The sequence below is a fragment of the Pseudomonas sp. KK18 genome, from assembly GCF_037094675.1.
Classification (GTDB): Bacteria; Pseudomonadota; Gammaproteobacteria; order Pseudomonadales; family Pseudomonadaceae; genus Aquipseudomonas.
The window spans coordinates 2825994-2844123 of the sequence record NZ_CP146605.1 but is presented as its reverse complement, the minus strand read 5'-3'; the positions used below and the strand labels follow the sequence as shown (position 1 = coordinate 2844123).

The window sequence follows — 18130 nt, the reverse complement described above, 5'->3', positions numbered from 1 at the left end:
GCTTGCTATAAAAACGACTACATCTTTTCGAGGTCGTCGCCATGTTTGGATTGTATTCGTTGTTTGCCGGTAAGCCGACTCAGGATGACTTGGATACGGTGGAAGCCATCAAGTCAAAAAGAACCATGAGGATTGAGGGAGAATGGGGTATTTCAGTCTCCGCCGAAGAAGTCATGGAATCCGAGGCCTACAAGGAAGCAATTCGCCAAGTCCGCAAAATGGAGGCCAATGATTCATGGGCCTGCTGATCATTTTCCCGTTACTGGTCAGCGGTTATCTGGTGTGTATCAAGCATCCCTATTACTACTGCCGGCTGCATCGTTTTGAAGGGCAGTTACTCTATCTACAGGTTGCGCGACTGGGGCTGGTTTGCCTGGTCGTCGCTAGCCTGGCAAGTGCCTTGACTCTGGCATTTGCAGGTCGTGAGGTTGCAACAGACTACGGCAGCTATCTTGGCGCCCTGTTGGTAGAGCTCGATATTGCCAACAAAAAGAATGCCGCACTTTGGGTTTTTTGGCTGCAGACCGGTTTGACCACCCTGGTCATTCCTTCTCTCTGGGCGAGACTGTATGTCAACGCGAAGAAAAAACAGCTGAAGTTGAAATCCGATGAACAACTCAACTGCCGGCTCGCCTTGAACATCCTTGAAGGCACGCCTTTCAAATACCTGCTCAAAGAATCCATCCAGAAGTACACGCCTTGCATGTTCAGCTTGAACGATCGAAAGGTGTATGTCGGCATTGTCGTATTCGTGGGCATGCCCACCGAGTCAGAAGGAATGGACCACACCTTCACTCTTCTGCCCCTGCTCAGCGGCTACCGTGACAAGGACACACTGGAAGTCAACCTGGGCACGCGTTATTCAGACAACAGCCACCCTGCCCCCATCATGCTCATCCAGGAAAACGTAGTCTCCGTCACTCGCTTCGACTTCACCACCTGGAACACTTCACACGCTCGAACGAACCACCCACCTCGACAGGAGCCGTTCTTCAATCACCGCTCCATCCGTACGACAAAAGCCTCAAGCGCCTGCGCCTGAGGTTTTGAAATAATCCAGGGGCTGCGCCTCGGGGTTCAGTGCACACAAAAACGCAACACTGAACTGCACCGATTGTGATGGCCGCTTCACACCGGGGTTTATATAGTCGTTCCTACTGCAACCCGCCATGAGCCAGCCGGCCCATCACAAGGAAGCGTTCGATGACTGACCTGCATACCCTTACGGCCGCCGAACTGCTGGCGCAATTTGCCAGCCGGCAACTCGCGCCCATCGACTACTACGACCAACTCCTGGCCCACATCGACCGCTGGGAGCCGCAGATCAACGCGCTCTATGCCTTCGACCCGCAACAGGTGCGTCAGCAGGCCCAGGCCTCCACCGAGCGCTGGAACAAGGGCCAACCCAACGGCGCCCTTGATGGCGTACCGGTGACTCTCAAGGAATTGATCGCCACCGAAGGCGTGCCCATTCCCCTCGGCAGCGCGGCTACCCGCCTGACCCCGGCCCTCAGGGACGCACCGCCCGCAGCCCGCATGCGTGAAGCGGGCGCGATAATCCTGGCCAAGACCACCAACCCGGACTTCGGCATGCTGTCTTCCGGCCTGTCGAGCTTCCACGGCATCACCCGCAACCCGTGGAACACCGCCAACAACACCGGCGGTTCCAGCTCCGGTGCCGCCGCAGCGGCCGCCGCCGGTTACGGCCCGCTGCACGTGGGCACCGACATCGGTGGCTCGGTGCGCCTGCCCGCCGCCTGGTGCGGCCTGGTGGGATTCAAGCCGACCCTGGGGCGCATCCCCATCGACCCGTACTACACCGGCCGCGCCGCCGGGCCCATGACCCGCACCGTCGACGACTGCGTGCTGTTGATGCAACACCTGGCCCGCCCCGATGCCCGCGATGCCACCAGCCTTCCGCCGCTCACCACCCAGTGGAGTAACCAGCCGCTGTCAGTCAGGGGCCTGCGCGTCGGCCTGATGCTTGAACCCGGCGCAGGCATGCAGCCTGAGGGCTTCGTGTGTGAAGCCGTGGAGCAAGCCGCGCGGCTGTTCGAAGCCCACGGCGCCAAGGTCACGCTGATCCCGCCAATCATGGACCGCGCACAACTCGATGGCCTCGACCATTTCTGGCGCGCCCGCCAGTGGGGCGATTTGTCGGCCCTGAGCAGCGAGCAGTTCGACAAGGTCTTGCCGTACATCCGCGACTGGGCCGCGCCGGGCGCCGAGATCAGCGGCGTACAAGCCGTAAAGGGTTTCAACCAGACCTTTGAAATGCGCCGCCGCGCCGCGCAGGTGTTCACCGAACTCGACCTGGTGCTGTCCCCCACTAACCAGGTCAATGCCTTCCCGGCCGAGTGGCCATCACCGAGCAACAACCCGCAACTGCCGTTCGAACACATCGTGTTCACGGTGCCGTGGAACATGGGCGAGCAACCGGCGTTGTCGATCAACTGCGGTTTCGCCGCCGATGGCATGCCCATCGGCCTGCAGATGATCGCCCCGCGTTTTGCCGATCAATGGCTGCTGCAAATCGCTAAAACCTACGAGAGCTGGCGTGGCGCAATCCACCACTGGCCGAATCCTTCCTGACTTTTGACGCTGTAAGAACTGCCCACCCACACGCCAGCTCCGGGCCCTCTTGGCCTGGAGCTCGGACGACCTATAACTAAAATCGAGGGGCTGGTATGCACACTGAGCAATTGACACGATCCGATCCTGATCACGCACCCGAAACACCGTCCCCGGACGCCGGCAAAAAGAGCATCTTCGCCGTGGTCCTGGGCAACGCCGTGGAGTTTTTCGACTTTGGTGTGTACGCAACCTTTGCGGTGATGATCGGCCACACGTTCTTCCCGTCCGACAGCGCTTTCGTCAGCCTGATGCTGTCGGTCACGGCGTTCGGTATCGGCTTTATCGTCCGGCCCCTGGGCGCAGTACTGATCGGCGCCTACGCCGACCGCGTCGGGCGCAAACCGGCGATGCTGTTGACCCTGGTAATGATGGCCGTGGGCACCGGCAGCATCGCGATATTGCCCGGTTACGAGACCATCGGTATCGCGGCGCCGATCCTGCTGGTACTCACCCGCATGATCCAGGGCCTGGCCTGGGGCGGTGAAGCCGGCCCCGCCACCACCTACATCCTCGAAGCGGCGCCACCCCACAAACGCGGGACCTACGCCTGCTGGCAAGTAGTCGCCCAGGGCGTCGCAGCCATGGTGGCCGGGCTGGTAGGGTTCACCCTGACCAAGGTCATGTCCCCGGAAGACCTCAACAGCTGGGGCTGGCGCGTGCCGTTCGTGTTCGGCCTGCTGGTGTTGCCGATCGGCATCTACATCCGCCGCAACCTCGCCGAAACCTTCCACGGCCACGGCGAGCAAACCAGCACCGGCGACCTGGTACGGGAAGTCTGCGGCAAGCACCGGCGCGCACTGGTGCTGGGGTTGCTGATCCTTTCCGGCAGCACCATCACCCAGTACTTCCTCAACTACATGACCACCTTCGCCCTCACCGAACTGAAGCTTCCCACCAGCATTTCGATGCTCTCGACCCTGGTGGCCGGCGCCGCGATGGCCGTGTGCGCGGTGGCTGGCGGCATGCTCTGCGACCGCTTCGGACGCCGTACGATCCTGATGACACCGCGGGTGGTGTTGCTGTTGATTTTGTTCCCGGCCCTGCAACTGATGACCGAGCACCCAAGCCCGGCGACCTTCCTGTTGACCCTGGCGGTACTCTCGGGCCTGCACGGCATGAGTGGCGCGGCGCTGATCGTGTTGCTGGTGGAAAGCTTCCCGAAATCCGTGCGCTCCACCGGTTTCTCCATCGTCTACGCCTTCGGTGTGGCAGCGTTCGGCGGCACCGCGCAGATCATCATCACCTGGTTGATCGGCACCACAGGCGATCCGATGTCACCGGTCTGGTACCTGCTGATCGCCAACCTGGTGTGCCTCACCGCCGCCTGGTTCGCCAAGGAAACCCGTCCGCCGCTGCCCGGCAGCCCGGCCCGCGAAACCCGGCTCACAGAAGCTTCGGTTCGCTGAATACCTTTTCCCACTGTCCCGCGTCTTTTCGCCACCGACCGGCAGCACCTGAGGGCCTGCCGGGACGGTCGCCTTACGTCTGATTTGTATGGGGATTTACCATGTATCCACGTCTTTTACTGGCCGTCACCCTGGCGTCCAGCACCCAGGCTTTCGCCCAGGAAAACGCCCAGGCCAGCGCACCGGGCTTCCTCGAAGGCAGCACCCTGGACCTGAACCTGCGCCACTACTATTCCAACCAGCACACCAAACGCACCACCCACTTGAGCATCAAGAAAGCCGGCGGCGTCGAGCCCACGCGTGTACGGGAAACCTGGGTGCAGACCAGCATGCTCAAGTACAGCTCCGGCTACACCCAGGGCCTGATTGGCGTGGGCGTGGATGCGGGGATCTTCAGCGCGGTCAACCTGGAACGCGGCCACGGCAAGGTGGCCAATGGCGGCGACCGGGTGCTGGTGGACGGCGACGGCGATGCGATTCCCACCTGGAGCCGACTGGGGGTGGGCGACGTGCGTTTTCGCCTGTCGAGCACCGAGATCAAGGCGGGTCGGCTGATGACCGACAATCCGATCCTGCGTTACAAGGACAACCGCGCCCTGCCCTCCAGCTTCCAGGGCGTGGGCTTGTTCAGCAACGAATTCGACTGGCTGTCGGTGCAGGGCGGCAGCTTCGAGCGGGCGATTCCACGCACCGGCACCGGCGCCGAAAAGCTCACCACCACCTTCGGCAACCGCGCCTACAGCGGCGCACGCATCAGCTACCTGGGAGCCACGGTAAAACCGGGTTACGGGCTGGAAGCCAGCGTCTACGCGTCGCGTTTCGAAGACATGTGGGACCAGACCTACGTCGGCCTGACCCACCGCATCGGTGACAAAAGCGACATCGCCTTGAAGACCGCCTTCAACTACTACCACACCAGCGACTCGGGCGACAAAAACCTCGGCTACATCGACAATAACGCCGCCAGCCTGGCCTTCACCGCCACGCACCTGGCCCACAGCCTGACCCTGGCCTGGCAGCAGGTATTCGGCAACGAATACTTCGACTACGTGTGGGAGTCCACCGGCAACTACATGGCCAACTCGCTGTACTCGGACTACAACGGCCCCAACGAAAAGTCCTGGCAGTTGCGCTACGACCTGGACTTCGCCGCCTACGGTGTGCCCGGCCTCACCGCCAGCCTGTGGCACGCCAAGGGTTGGGACATCGACGGCACCCATTACGATGGCGACCGCAACGGCCACAACACCGGCTACAACGTGCGCAGCCTGGATGGCGCCAAGCACAACGAAAACGGCTTGATGCTGGCCTATGTGATTCAGTCCGGAACACTCAAGAACACCGTACTGCGCACCATCGTCTACAACCATCGCGCCAGCGGCGGGCAGATTGACGGCAGCTACGATGAGTTCCGCCTCGTCGCCAATGTGCCGATCAACATCTTCTGAGGCTCAGGCTCAGTTCAGCGAACAACGCTGCATCGCCCCCGCCAGCATTTCCTGGCACTTGAGCACCGCCACCGAGCGGGGGCGGTTGCGGTACACGCAGAGGTCGATGCGGATGCGGCCGAGGTCTTCATCGGCGATCGGCACGGCGACCAGGCCGTCGCCCAGGTCCCGCACGTCTGCCTCGACCTGGGGCAAAATCAGCACCGCTGCCCGTTGCCGGGCCAGGCTCTTCTGCACTTCCAGGGAGCTGGTGGTGAACACCGGTTCGAGGGTGACGCCGCGTTTTTTTGCCGCCACTTCCAGGGCCTGGCGCACGCCGTAGGCCGAGTCGGGAATCGCCAGGGGCTGGCCTTGCAGTTCGCTCAATTCGATGCTGTCGCGCTGGGCGAAGGGGTGTTCGGCGCTGACCAGCACCCGGTGCCATAACTGGCAGTGGGCGGTGACTTCGACGTCGGCGCGCTCTTGCAGGTAGAACGCCAGGCCCAGGTCCGCCTCGCCGCTGCACAGGGCGTCGAGGGTGGCCGAGGCGCTGGCGATCACGATGTTGAAGGTGACCTTGGGGTGGGCGCGGTAGAAGGTGGCGAGCACCGGGGCGAGCACGGTGGAAACGATACTTTCTGACACATGGATGCTGATGTTACCGGCCACCTGGCTTTGGCGGCTGGCGATGACTTCGCGTACCTGGTCGAGGCCGCGCAGGGTTGAGGTGACTTGTTCGGCCAGGCACTCGCCCTCGGCGGTGAGGCGGATGCCGCGGGGGCCGCGTTCAATCAGGGCGGCGCCGAAGAAGTGCTCCAGGTGTTCGATCTGGCGGCTGACGGCGGTGGGGGTGACGTAAAGACGTTCGGCGGCCTTACGCAGGGAGGCGCAGCGGGCGACCTCGTGGAAATATCGCAAGGCGCGTAGTTGCATGGGGGGTGCTCCTTTTTTGGGGGGGTGGATTGGGGAGGACGCAATTACTGCGCCATGCGGGTGTACATATCCGTTTCTTCGGTCACGGCGTCCTGCCGGTTTACCCGCTCTGCACTACCCGCGTTCGCTCAGATCAAGATCAAAAGCAGATCTGCTTTTCTGTGGGAGCTGGCTTGCCTGCGATGCAGACAACTCGGTGCATCAGGTACACCCAGTTGATGCCATCGCAGGCAAGCCAGCTCCCACATTCGAAGGTGCCCGCTTTAGCTTTTGATTTTGCTCTTCAACACTCAAGCCGGCCGGGAGGCCGCTGTGCTCTTGCTGTTGATCTTGATTTTGATCTTAGGCGCCCCGTTAAACCACGCTGGCCGAACGCAGGCTTTGGAGCGTGGGTAACCCGGCAGGACGCCGGGTTAGCCGTCCTGGGCCAAGGATGGCCCATGACGGCGGCCCACGGTCCAAAGCCGGAGTGAGGGCACTCCGAGCCTAAGCGAGGAGCCGAGTGGTGGGGCAAGAGCGTTTTGCTTACTTTTGCGCTTTTCAAAAGTGAGCCGCTGTAAGAGCGGAACCAATATCAGCCATAACCGAAGAAACGGATATGCACACCCCCACCATTTACGACCCATCCAAACCAAAAGCGACCCCCTCCGTTGACGCCCCACCCCAAACCCCTATTAAGTACTATTAATCCGCATTAATAGGATCAATCGAACACCATGCTAAGCCGCCCGCTGCGCCGCAAACGCCAGAAGCTCTCCGACGTGATCGTCGAGTCGGTCAAACGCTCCATCGTCACCGATGCCCTGAAGCCCGGCGACCGCTTGCCCACCGAACGCGAACTGATGGAAAGCTTCCAGTGCTCCAAAGGCTCCGCCCGCGAAGCCCTCAAGGCGCTGGAAGTCGAAGGCCTGGTCAACACCCGCACCGGCCCCAGCGGCGGCGCCTATCTCAACCAGGCCGGCACCGAACCCGCCAGCCGCGCCCTGCGCAACTACCTGCACTTCCAGCACCTGGACGGCCAACAGGTCTACCAGCTGCGCAAAGTCATCGAAGTCGAACTCGCCGTCTCGGTCCTGGGCCGCCTGAGCGAAGACGACTACCGCGCCCTCCAGGACAACGTCGATTTCTGCAGCGCCCCCGAAGACAGCGAAGCCGGCCAACGCGAACAACGCATCGCCGAACTGGAATTCCACAACCTGCTGGCCAAGGCCTGCCCCAACCCGCTGCTGAGCTTCATGGCGCAATTCCTCAACGACCTGCTGCGTGACCTGGTCGTGCTGAAAAAAGCCTACAAACCCAAGCGCAAGCAATTCGACGCCGCCAACCTCGACTACCACAAGCAACTGCTGATCGCCTTCCGGGCCGAGGACGAAGCCACCGTACGCAGCCTGATGCACGAACACATGTGCGACGCCGAACACCACATGACCGCCCTTGAAGGTGAAGTCAGCCCGCACTTTCTACTGGAGTTCGACCACAACCACTAAACCGCACCCTCCACCAATAAAAGGCCTGCCCACAGGCCGTGCTCCACCGTATCGCCATTGCCACTCCTGCCAATAACTAATCCAGGGAGTCACCCCATGCAGCGTCGTACGTTGTTGAAAGCCAGTCTCACCGCAGCCGCCGCCCTCAGCCTCCCGCTGAGCGTGCGTTCTGCATTCGCCGCCGAGCCTTTTACCTTTTACGGCCTCAAGTCCATGTCTGGCGCCTTTGCCAGTTATGGCAAATTTGCCGACATGGGTTCACGCCTCGCGGTGGAACAGCATCCCGAGTTGCTCGGCCGCCCGCTGGTCTACAAAGTGATCGACACCGAAGGCAACGCCGGCAAGGCCGTGCGTAAAGTCCAGGAAGCGATCCAGCAGGACGGCGCACACTTTTTCCAGGGCTGTACCCTGTCGTCTTCGGCACTCGCGGTGGCCAAGGAAGTGAGCAAGGCCGGTGGCGTGTTCATGACCCCGGTGGGCGCCGATGAAGTCACCGGCAAGGACTGCAACAGCGCCACGTTCCGCTGGTCGGTGCCGACCTACGGCGCGATCCGCGAGACCCTCGTGCCGTTGATCAAGCTGCTGCCCGACGCCAAGCGCTGGTACACCATCACCCCGCAATACGTGTTCGGCGAAGCCCTGCTCGAAGGCGCCAAATCGGTGCTGGCCGAGCATGGCCTGGAACACGCCGGCAACAGCTACCACTCGCTGCAGGAGCAGGAGTTCTCCGGCTACCTGACCAATGCCATCGCCGCCAAACCCGACGTGCTGGTGCTGCTGAACTTCGGCAGCCAGTCGTCCAACACCCTGCGCCAGGCGGTGAACTTCGGTATCAAGGAGCGCATGAAAGTGCTGCTGGTGTGGTCCGCCGGCCTCGACCAGTTCCAGGAGCTGGGCAGTGACGTACTGGAAGGTGTGTACCTCGGCGCTCAGTACTGGCATCAGGTCGACACCCCGCTCAACCGTGACCTGGTGAAACTCACCAAGGCCAAATACGGCATCAACCCCACTTACCCGCTGGCCGCCGACTACATCAGCACCAAGGTCATGCTCGAAACCATCATCTCCACCGGCAGTTTCGACGGGCCGACCGTGGCCAAGGCCATGCAGGGCCTGAGCTACGAAGGCCCCACCGGCAAGGAGTCGATCCGCGCCGGCGACCATCAGGTGATCAAGGACTACTACCTGCTAGTGGGCAAGGCCGCAGGCGACATGGCCGACAAGGACGATCTGGCCAAGGTGCTCAGCTCCGGCCAGTCGTTCCCGCCGGTGGAAGCCACGGGCTGCGTGCTCGGCTGATCCGCTGAAAATCTACTGGTGACACAGCGCAGGGCCGCTCATGCGGCCGCCTGCCGAGGGTTCCTGCATGCTTAATCTTTACCTGTTCCAGATTCTCAACGGCCTGGGCCTTGGGATGATCTACTTCCTGATCGCGGTCGGCTTGACGATCATTTTCGGCCTGCTGAACTTCGTCAACTTCGCCCACGGTGCATTCTTTTTGCTGGGCGCCTACATCTGCTACACCGCCGTCAGCCTCACCGGCAGCTTCTGGCTGGCACTGCTGATCGCGCCGCTGGTGGTGGCCGCGCTGGCCTGGGTGATCGAGCGATTATTGATCCAGCGGATTTATCACTTGCCGCACATGTTCCAGATTCTGGTGACCCTGGGGATTGCCCTGATCATCCAGGAAGCCAGCGTGATGATCTGGGGCCCGGTGGGCAAGAGCGTCGCCGTACCGGAATTGCTGCGCGGGGTGCTGGTGGTGGGCGATTTTGTCTACCCCTACTACCGCCTGTTCCTGATCGTGTTCTCCGGCCTCGTCGGCCTGGGCCTGTGGCTGTTGCTGGAACGCACGCGCTTCGGCGCCCTGGTGCGGGCCGGCAGTGAAAGCACGGAAACCGTGTCCCTGCTGGGCACCAACATTTTCCGCCTGTTCTCCATGACCTTCGCCCTCGGCGTGGCCCTCGCCGGTGTGGCCGGTGTGCTGTTCGCCCCGTTGCGCGGCGCCCAGCCCTTTGTCGGCCCGGAAATCCTCGGCGTGGCGTTCGTGGTGGTGGTGATCGGCGGCATGGGTTCCTTCAGCGGTGCACTGGTGGGCGGCCTGCTGGTCGGCGTGGTGCAAAGCCTGATGACCACACTCTGGCCCCAGGGCGCGAGCCTGATGATCTACGGCGCAATGGCCGTGGTGATCCTGGTGCGTCCTTACGGCCTATTCGGGAGAGCCTGACATGAGCGAGAAAAATCCCCTGCCGTTCGCCAAGACCCAGTCGCGCTACATGCTGCTGTTGGTGCTCGTGGTATTGATCGGCCTGCCTTTGATTCTGCCCTCGGCGACCCTGGCCACCGAGATTCTGATATTTGCCATGGCCGCCCTCGCCTGCAACCTGCTGCTGGGTTACACCGGGCTGCTGTCGTTCGGCCAAGGCATCTTCTTCGGGGCCGGCGCCTACTGCGCGGCGCTGTTGATGATTCACCTGCAACTGGGGCTGTTCAGCGCACTGCTGGGTGCCGCCGTCGCCGGTGGTTTCCTGGCTTTCCTGGTGGGCGCCCTGGCGATCCGCCGCACCGGCATTTACTTCGTGATGCTGACCCTGGCCTTCAGCCAGATGGCCTACTTCGTCGCCTACACCCTGAGCGACTGGACCGGCGGTGACAACGGCCTGCTCAGCGTGCCGCGCCCGGAAATCCGCATCGGTGACACGGTGCTGTTGTCGCTGACCGACGCCCGCGCGTTCTACGGGTTTGTCGCGGTGCTGTTCCTGCTGATCTTCATCGGCGCGCGCCGAGTGATCGCCTCGCCATTCGGCAGCACGTTGATGGCGATTCGCGAAAACGAAACCCGGGCTTCGGCCATCGGCTACGACACCCGCCACTTCAAGATCCTGGTGTTCGTACTGTCCGGCGCCGTCACCGGGATTGCCGGGGCGCTGTACGCGATGCTGCTGCACTTTGTGCCGCTGTCGAACATCGACCTGGCGATGTCCGAAAACATCCTGATCATGACCATCGTCGGCGGCACCGGCTCGCTGTTCGGCTCGTTGCTGGGCGCCGGTTCCATCGTGCTGCTGGGGGACTTCCTTTCCGATCTGTGGCCGCGCTGGCTGATGCTGCTGGGGGTGATCCTGATCCTGGTGGTGATCTTCATGCGCGGCGGTTTGTGGGGTGGTCTGTCGACCCTGTTCGAACGTGTGCGCGGCAGCCGCAAGGCCGACGTTGTGACCAAGGAGAAGCTGTCATGAGCATCCTGCTGGAAACCAAGAACCTGGAACTGGCCTACGGTGCGTTCCACGCGGTGAACGGTGTCAACCTCAAGGTCGAAGCCGGCACCATCCACACCATCATCGGCCCCAATGGCGCGGGCAAGACCAGCCTGTTCCACTGCCTGACCGGCGAACGCCAGGCCACCGCCGGAGCAATTCATTTCGACGGCAAGAACCTGATGCGCAAACCGGCCCACGGCCGCGTCGGCCTGGGCATGGCGCGCTCGTTCCAGCTCACCAGCCTGTTCCAGAACCTCAGCGTGCGCGAAAACCTGCGCCTGGCCGCCCAGGGCCGCGACGGAGCCCGCGCCCTGAACTTCTGGCGCCGGGTCGACAGCAAGCGCGAACACCTGGAAATGGCCGACCAGGTGTTGGAACGCCTGCAACTCACCGCCCGCGCCGACACCCTGGCCGGCGAGTTGTCCCACGGTCAGCAGCGGGTGCTGGAAGTCGGCATGTCGATCTGCTCCAGACCCAAGCTGCTGATGCTCGATGAACCCACCTCGGGCATGGGCATCGACGACATCCCGATCATGACCCAACTGATCAGCGACCTCGGCCGCGACCATACCGTGCTGTTGATCGAGCACAACATGAGCATCGTCATGTCCATCAGCCAACGCATCACCGTGATGAGCCACGGCCAGATCCTGGTGGAAGGCACACCGGAATTCGTGCGCGCCGACGAGCGCGTGCGCACCGCCTATTTGGGAGAAGCCGCCTGATGCTGACCGTCGACAATATCCATTCCTACTACGACAAGAGCCACGTCCTTGAAGGCGTGTCCCTGACCGTCAACCCTGGCGAACTGGTGACCCTGCTGGGGCGCAACGGCGCCGGCAAGACCACCACCCTGCGCAGCATCCTCGGGATTATCTGCCCGCGCCAGGGCCAGATTCACTTCAACGGCCAGCCGCTGGTGGGGCAGAAAATCTTCGAAATCGCCCGCCAGGGCCTGGCGCTGGTGCCGGAGAACCGCGGGATTTTCCGCCTGCTCACGGTGGAGGAAAACCTGCGCATTGCCGTGCGCAAGACCAGCCGCTGGCAGATGGAAGACGTGTACGGCATGTTCCCGCGCCTCAGGGAGCGCCGCAAGAACGCCGGCCACGCGCTGTCCGGCGGTGAGCAACAGATGCTCGCCATCGCCCGCGCGCTGCTCAACGATCCCAAGCTGCTGATCCTCGATGAGCCCACCGAAGGCCTCGCGCCGGTGATCGTCGACGAGCTGGTGAAGATCCTGCGCAAGGTCAAGGAAGACGGCCTGCCGGTGCTGCTGGTGGAACAGAACCTGATGGTCTGCGACAAGCTCGCCGACCGCCATTACGTCCTCGAACAGGGCCGCGTGGTGTACGAAGGCAGTGCCGAAGCCTTCCGCGCCGACCCGACGATCAAGAACCGTTACCTGGCCCTGAGTGCCTGACCGGAGACTGCTGATGAATAGTTTTGCGCAACCGCTCCAGAGCAACGCCCCGCTGATCAACCGCGAGCGCCTGTGGCAATCGCTGATGGACCTCGCCCGCCTCGGCGCCACACCCAAGGGCGGCGTGTGCCGCCTGGCCCTTACCGACCTCGACCGCCAGGCCCGCGACCTGTTCGTGCAATGGTGCGAAGCCGCCGGGTGCAGCGTCAGCGTCGACGCCATCGGCAATATCTTTGCCCGCCGTGCGGGGCGTAATCCGGCACTGGCGCCGGTGATGACCGGCAGCCATATCGACACCCAGCCTACCGGCGGCAAGTTCGACGGTTGCTACGGCGTGATGGCTGGCCTGGAGGTGATCCGTACCCTCAATGATTTGAACATCGAGACCGAAGCGCCAATTGAAGTAGTGGTGTGGACCAACGAAGAAGGCTCGCGATTCCCGCCGTGCATGATGGGCTCCGGGGTGTTCGCCGGTAAGTTCGACCTGCAGGAAACCCTCGACAAGCAGGACGAGCAAGGGCTGTCGGTGGGCGCCGAATTGCAGCGCATCGGCTACGCCGGCTCCCGCGCCGTGCTGGGCCATCCGGTGGGCGCCTATTTCGAGGCGCATATCGAGCAGGGCCCGGTGCTGGAAGACCAGGCCACCACCATCGGCGTGGTCATGGGCTGCCTGGGCCAGAAGTGGTTCGACCTGACGCTCACTGGCGTCGAAGCCCACGCGGGCCCGACGCCAATGCACCTGCGCAAGGACGCACTGGTAGGCGCGGCGCAAGTGGTCAGCGCGGTGAATCGCATCGCCCACGAACAACAACCCCACGCCTGCGGCACCGTCGGTTGCCTGAGCCTGCATCCCGGCTCGCGCAACGTGATTCCCGGCCAGGTGCACATGACCATCGACCTGCGCCACCTGCACGCCGACAAGCTGCAAGCGATGGTCGACGAAGTGCGCCAGGTGATCGAAGCCACCGCCGAGCAACACGGCTTGAGCTTTGAGCTGACACCCACTGCCGACTTCCCGCCGCTGGATTTCAACCCTGCCTGTGTCAACGCCGTGCGTGATGGCGCGAGCAGCCTGGGCCTGAGCCATATGGACATCGTCAGCGGCGCCGGGCATGACGCGATCTTCGTCGCCGAACTGGGCCCGGCCGGAATGATCTTTGTGCCGTGCGAAGGCGGCATCAGCCATAACGAAATCGAGAACGCCGCGCCGGATGACCTGGCGGCGGGCTGCGCGGTGTTGCTGCGGGCCATGGTCAACGCGGCGCAAGGAGGTAAAGCGGCATGACGAATATCGCCAACCTGACCGCAGTTGAGCTGCTGGCCCGCTATCGGGATAAAAGCCTGTCGCCGGTGGAGGTCACCGAAGACGCCCTGCTGCGAATCGAACGCTACAACCCGGCGGTCAACGCCTACTGCCACGTCGACCCGGAAGGCGCCTTGAAGGCGGCGCGGAATTCGGAACAGCGCTGGCTCAAGGGCCAGCCGTGCGGGGCCCTGGACGGTGTGCCCTCCTCCATCAAGGATCTGACGCAGACCATCGGCATGCCGACGCGCAAGGGTTCGCGTACCACATCCGCCGAGGGTCGATGGGATGTGGATGCGCCCTTCTCGGCCTTCATGCGCAAGGCCGGCGCGGTATTGCTGGGCAAGACCACCACACCGGAATTCGGCTGGAAAGGCGTCACCGATAACCCGCTGTATGGCATTACCCGCAACCCGTGGGACACGCGCATGACGGCGGGCGGTTCGTCCGGTGGTGCCGGTGCGGCGGCGGCCTTGAACCTCGGCGTGCTGCACCAGGGCAGCGATGCCGGCGGCTCGATCCGGATCCCCTGTGCCTTCACCGGCACCTTCGGCATCAAGCCGACCTTCGGTTATGTGCCGCAATGGCCGGCCAGTTCGATGACGATTCTGTCGCACCTGGGGCCGATGACCCGCACCGTGGAAGACTCGGTGCTGATGCTGCAAACCATCGCCCAGCCGGATGCGCGGGATGGTTTGATCGGCGCGCCCCGGACCACGCCATGGTTGCACGCCGGGGCTGATTTGAAGGGGCTGCGTATCGCCTATAGCCCGAACTTCGGTTATGTCGATGTGGACCCGCAAGTGGCCAGGGTGGTCGCCCAGGCGGTAGAAGGCCTGGTGCAGCTGGGCGCGCAGGTTGAACAGATTGATCCGGGGTTCAGTGATCCGCTGGAGGTGTTCAATACTTTATGGTTTGCCGGTGCAGCACGTCTGGCCGGGCCGTTGAGCGATGCGCAGCGGCAATTGATGGACCCGGGGTTGCTGCGCATTGCCCGACTGGGCGAGCAGATCAGCCTCAGCGATTACAGCGCCGCTCTGGAAGCACGGGCAGCGCTCGTGGCGCGCATGGCGGCATTCCATGAGCATTACGATGTGCTGGTTTCGCCGATGATGCCGATCACCGCGTTCGAGGCCGGGCACAATGTGCCGCCGGGTTCGGGACTAGGGGAATGGATGGAGTGGACGCCGTTTACCTATCCCTTCAACCTGACCCAGCAACCGGCGGCGTCGGTGCCGTGCGGGTTGGCGGCCAATGGGTTACCGGTGGGGCTGCATGTGGTGGGGGCGCGGTTTGCGGATGAGCAGGTGCTGAAGGTTTGCCAGGTTTATGCCAGGGCTTTCCCGACCCAGCACCTGCAAACACCCAAAACCCCAACCTGAAATACAATCAAACTGTGGGAGCGGGCTTGCTCGCGAAGGCGGTGTATCAGTCACCGGGTATCTTGACTGATACACCGCCTTAGCGAGCAAGCCCGCTCCCACATTTTTTGCCCGCATTCCAGTCATCAGCCCCTACAATGACCCCTATTCTCCAAGGGGCCCTTATGGACATCGAACTGGCACGCACCTTCCTCGAAATCACCCGCTGCGGCAGCCTCGCCGCGGCGGCCGAGAAACTGCACGTCACCCAGACGGCAATCACCGCCCGGGTCAAAAACCTCGAAAGCCAGCTCAACAGCACCCTGTTCGTGCGCAACCGCGCCGGTGCCCGCCTGACCCCGGACGGCGAGGCGTTCGTGGTCTACGCCAACCAGCTTGTCCAGACCTGGGAAGCGGCACGCCGCGACCTGCCATTACCCGATGGCTACCGCAACGTGCTGCACATCGGTGGCGAAGTCAGCCTGTGCAACCCGCTGATGCTCGGCTGGGCCCAGGCCTTGCGTGAACACATCCCCGGTCATGCCTTGCGCACCGAGATTCGCGAAGGCGAGTACCTGTTGCGCCAACTGGAGCTGGGGGTGCTGGACGCCGCCTTGGTGTTCCAGCCGCAATATTGGCCGGGGTTGCAGGTGGAGCAGGTGCTGGAAGAAAAACTGATCCTGGTGCAACTGGCCGCCCGGCCCGAGCCCTACGTGTATATCGACTGGGGCCAGGGCTTTCGCCAGCAGCACGACGCCGCACTGCCGGACAAGGCCCGCGCAGCCCTGAGTTTCAATCTGGGGCCACTGGCGTTGCAGTACATCCTGGAAAACGGCGGTGCCGGGTATTTCCGCACGCGGGTCGTACAGAGCTACCTCGACAGCGGTGTGATGGAACGGGTGCCCAAGGCGCCGGAGTTCAGCTTCCCGACGTACCTGGTGTATTCCCGCGAGCGCGACTCGGCGGTTTTGCAGCAGGCGCTGGGGTTGCTGCGGGCGGTGGTGGAGGCCGAAAAGGATTGGTCGCAGCGCTGGGATCCGGTGATTTGAAGCCGTGCCCATGGTAGCCTCAGGTTGTTTTCTCCTGGTTCCCCCCTGCCGATGAACAAGAAAAAGTCCGTCACCATCAGCGACATCGCCAAACGGGTCAACATGACCACCATCACGGTGTCCCGGGCGCTGAGCAAACCCGACCTGGTCAAGCCCGCCACCCTGGCGCGGATTCTCGAAGTGGCGCGGGAGCTGGACTATGTGCCCAACGCCTTTGCCCGCGGGCTCAAGCGCAGTGAAAGCCTGATCATCGGCGTGATCACCGCTTCGGTCGACAACCCCTTCTACAGCGAGATGATCAAGGCGATTTCCCGCGAGGCGAAAAAGCACGGCTACACCATCATGCTTGTGGATACCGACGAACTGGAAGAACTGGAAAGCAAGGCAGTCGACACACTGCTGGGCTACCGCGTGGCGGGGATCATCCTGTCGCCGGTCTCCGACGAGCCCAGCTACCAGCCGGACTATTTGGAGCGCCTGGGTAACGGCAAGACGCCGGTGGTGCTGCTCGATCGCACGATCCACGACAGCCCCTTCAGCCGTGTGGTGCTGGACAACTATCACAGCGGCATCGAGGCGGCGCAGTACCTGGTGCGGCAAACCCCGAACCTCAAGCGCCTGCTGGTGCTGACCGGGCCCGAGCATTCGCGCATCACCATGGAACGCCTCAAGGGCCTGAAAGAAGTCCTGGCCGAGCACCCGCAGGTGCAGGTCGAAGTGTGTGCCGGCGACTACACGCTGATGCCCTCCTACCTGCACACCCTCGACTACCTGGCCGAGCACTCGGCGCCGGACGCGATCATGGGCTTCAACCAGTTGATCACCCTCGGCGCCTTGCGTGCGTTGCGCATGCACAACATCCCCCACGACAGCCTGACCATCTGCGGCATCGACCGCCTGCCCTTCGCCGATATCTTCGGCGTGCCGATTGCCTGCGTGGCCCACGACGCGTCACTGGCCGGCAGCAGCGCGGTGCGGCTGCTGCTGGACCGTCTCGAAGACCCGCACAAACCGCGGGACAAGGTGGTGATCGCCGGCAAGCTGGAGAACGGCTAGCGGCTGGTGTAGCCGCCGTCGATCGGCAGGCTGACGCCGCTGATCATGCTGGCGGCATCGCTCAGCAGGAACAACACCGGCAGGGCCACTTCCGCCGTTTCGGCAAATCGCCCCAGGGGAATCGCCGCCAATGCCGGGTCGCGCTTGGCGGGCGCCGACCAGGCCATCTGTGCCATGGGCGTGAGGGTGACGGTGGGGTTGACGCTGTTGACGCGAATCCCGAAGCGGCCCCATTCCGCGCATTGCACGCGGGTGATGGCGTCCAGTGCGGCCTTTGAGGCGCAGTAGCCGAGGTGATCGTCCAGGGCTACCAGTGAGGCCTGGCTTGAGACGTTGACGATGCTGCCGGGAATCTTCGCTTCAATCATCGCCGCAGCGATACGGCTGGCGACCTGGGCCGCGGCGCGGGCGTTGACATTCATCACCTGGTCGAAGGCTTCGGCGCTGATGGCCGCGGCGGGTTCCAGGCGGGAAATGCCGGCGCAGTTGACCAGTCCATGCATCGGCGGCAGGCCTTGCAGGGCCAGGTCCAGGGCGGCGCTGTTGGCGATGTCCAGGCACAGGGTTTCGCAACCGAGCTGGGCCAGGGCCTGAGCGTCGCGGCCCAGGGCAAACACCTGGGCGCCGCTGGCGATCAGTTGGAGGGCAATTTCCCGGCCGATGCCGCTGCTGGCGCCGGTGACGAGGATGCGCTGCTTGGTGAAGTCAAAAATAGCGTTCATGGTTCACGATCTCTAAAACGATGGAGATCCCATGTGGGAGCGGGCTTGCTCGCGAATGCGGTGGGTCAGGCA

17 protein-coding genes are annotated in these 18130 nt (G+C 63.1%); 15 read left to right on the top strand and 2 right to left on the bottom strand.

The genetic code is table 11. The annotated features are described in order from the left end of the window. Positions 1-41: 41 nt before the first annotated feature. From V6607_RS12950 to V6607_RS12930, 5 genes are all read left to right on the top strand, one after another. A complete protein-coding gene (locus tag V6607_RS12950) occupies positions 42-248 on the top strand; it encodes a hypothetical protein (protein WP_063028939.1) in 207 nt (68 codons plus the stop codon). Further along, on the top strand, positions 236-1042 hold the full coding sequence (locus tag V6607_RS12945; protein ID WP_134326237.1) for a hypothetical protein: 807 nt from the start codon (positions 236-238) through the stop codon (positions 1040-1042). Before V6607_RS12950 ends, V6607_RS12945 begins: the two co-directional genes overlap by 13 nt. A 161-nt stretch (positions 1043-1203) precedes the next feature. Then, positions 1204-2592 carry an amidase gene (locus V6607_RS12940; RefSeq protein ID WP_008436038.1) on the top strand — a complete coding sequence of 463 codons (1389 nt, stop codon included), beginning with the start codon at positions 1204-1206 and terminating at the stop codon, positions 2590-2592. A gap of 95 nt (positions 2593-2687) precedes the next feature. Beyond that, positions 2688-4040, top strand: coding sequence for a citrate-proton symporter (locus V6607_RS12935; protein WP_008436037.1), 1353 nt, complete (start codon positions 2688-2690; stop codon positions 4038-4040). A 101-nt stretch (positions 4041-4141) separates the two neighbouring features. Next, a complete protein-coding gene (locus V6607_RS12930) occupies positions 4142-5488 on the top strand; it encodes an OprD family outer membrane porin (protein ID WP_008436036.1) in 1347 nt (448 codons plus the stop codon). A 9-nt stretch (positions 5489-5497) separates the two neighbouring features. Here V6607_RS12930 and V6607_RS12925 read toward each other — a convergent pair whose 3' ends face one another. Continuing rightward, positions 5498-6400 (bottom strand): LysR family transcriptional regulator, encoded by a 903-nt coding sequence (locus V6607_RS12925; protein ID WP_003208975.1) that lies wholly within the window; start codon positions 6398-6400, stop codon positions 5498-5500. A gap of 716 nt (positions 6401-7116) precedes the next feature. Here V6607_RS12925 and V6607_RS12920 point away from each other — a divergent pair. The 10 genes from V6607_RS12920 to V6607_RS12875 all read left to right on the top strand — a co-directional run bounded on the left by V6607_RS12920 (position 7117) and on the right by V6607_RS12875 (position 17336). Beyond that, the gene (locus tag V6607_RS12920; RefSeq protein ID WP_008430577.1) at positions 7117-7887 is read left to right on the top strand and encodes an FCD domain-containing protein; all 771 of its coding nucleotides are present in this window, start codon (positions 7117-7119) and stop codon (positions 7885-7887) included. A gap of 96 nt (positions 7888-7983) precedes the next feature. Further along, positions 7984-9186, top strand: a complete 1203-nt coding sequence (locus tag V6607_RS12915) for an ABC transporter substrate-binding protein (protein WP_338743948.1) — start codon at positions 7984-7986, stop codon at positions 9184-9186. Between the two features lie 67 nt (positions 9187-9253). Beyond that, entirely contained in the window at positions 9254-10114 is an 861-nt protein-coding gene (locus tag V6607_RS12910) for a branched-chain amino acid ABC transporter permease (RefSeq protein WP_003215751.1), read from the top strand. A 1-nt stretch (position 10115) separates the two neighbouring features. Next, positions 10116-11126 (top strand): branched-chain amino acid ABC transporter permease, encoded by a 1011-nt coding sequence (locus V6607_RS12905; protein WP_008430582.1) that lies wholly within the window; start codon positions 10116-10118, stop codon positions 11124-11126. Then, positions 11123-11872, top strand: coding sequence for an ABC transporter ATP-binding protein (locus tag V6607_RS12900; protein ID WP_003215756.1), 750 nt, complete (start codon positions 11123-11125; stop codon positions 11870-11872). The genes V6607_RS12905 and V6607_RS12900 overlap by 4 nt, the downstream gene beginning before the upstream one ends. Beyond that, the gene (locus tag V6607_RS12895) at positions 11872-12567 is read left to right on the top strand and encodes an ABC transporter ATP-binding protein (RefSeq protein ID WP_003215757.1); all 696 of its coding nucleotides are present in this window, start codon (positions 11872-11874) and stop codon (positions 12565-12567) included. The genes V6607_RS12900 and V6607_RS12895 overlap by 1 nt, the downstream gene beginning before the upstream one ends. A gap of 13 nt (positions 12568-12580) precedes the next feature. Then, positions 12581-13852, top strand: coding sequence for a Zn-dependent hydrolase (locus V6607_RS12890; protein ID WP_134326235.1), 1272 nt, complete (start codon positions 12581-12583; stop codon positions 13850-13852). Next, complete coding sequence (locus V6607_RS12885; protein ID WP_134326234.1) at positions 13849-15252, top strand: amidase; 1404 nt, start codon at positions 13849-13851, stop codon at positions 15250-15252. Before V6607_RS12890 ends, V6607_RS12885 begins: the two co-directional genes overlap by 4 nt. A gap of 164 nt (positions 15253-15416) precedes the next feature. Then, the gene (locus V6607_RS12880; RefSeq protein ID WP_008430591.1) at positions 15417-16280 is read left to right on the top strand and encodes a LysR family transcriptional regulator; all 864 of its coding nucleotides are present in this window, start codon (positions 15417-15419) and stop codon (positions 16278-16280) included. Between the two features lie 51 nt (positions 16281-16331). Further along, the gene (locus tag V6607_RS12875) at positions 16332-17336 is read left to right on the top strand and encodes a LacI family DNA-binding transcriptional regulator (protein WP_087694790.1); all 1005 of its coding nucleotides are present in this window, start codon (positions 16332-16334) and stop codon (positions 17334-17336) included. Here the strand turns inward: V6607_RS12875 and V6607_RS12870 are convergent. Beyond that, entirely contained in the window at positions 17333-18058 is a 726-nt protein-coding gene (locus V6607_RS12870; RefSeq protein ID WP_003215767.1) for an SDR family oxidoreductase, read from the bottom strand. The two genes, V6607_RS12875 and V6607_RS12870, sit on opposite strands and share 4 nt — an antisense overlap. Positions 18059-18130 lie beyond the last annotated feature (72 nt).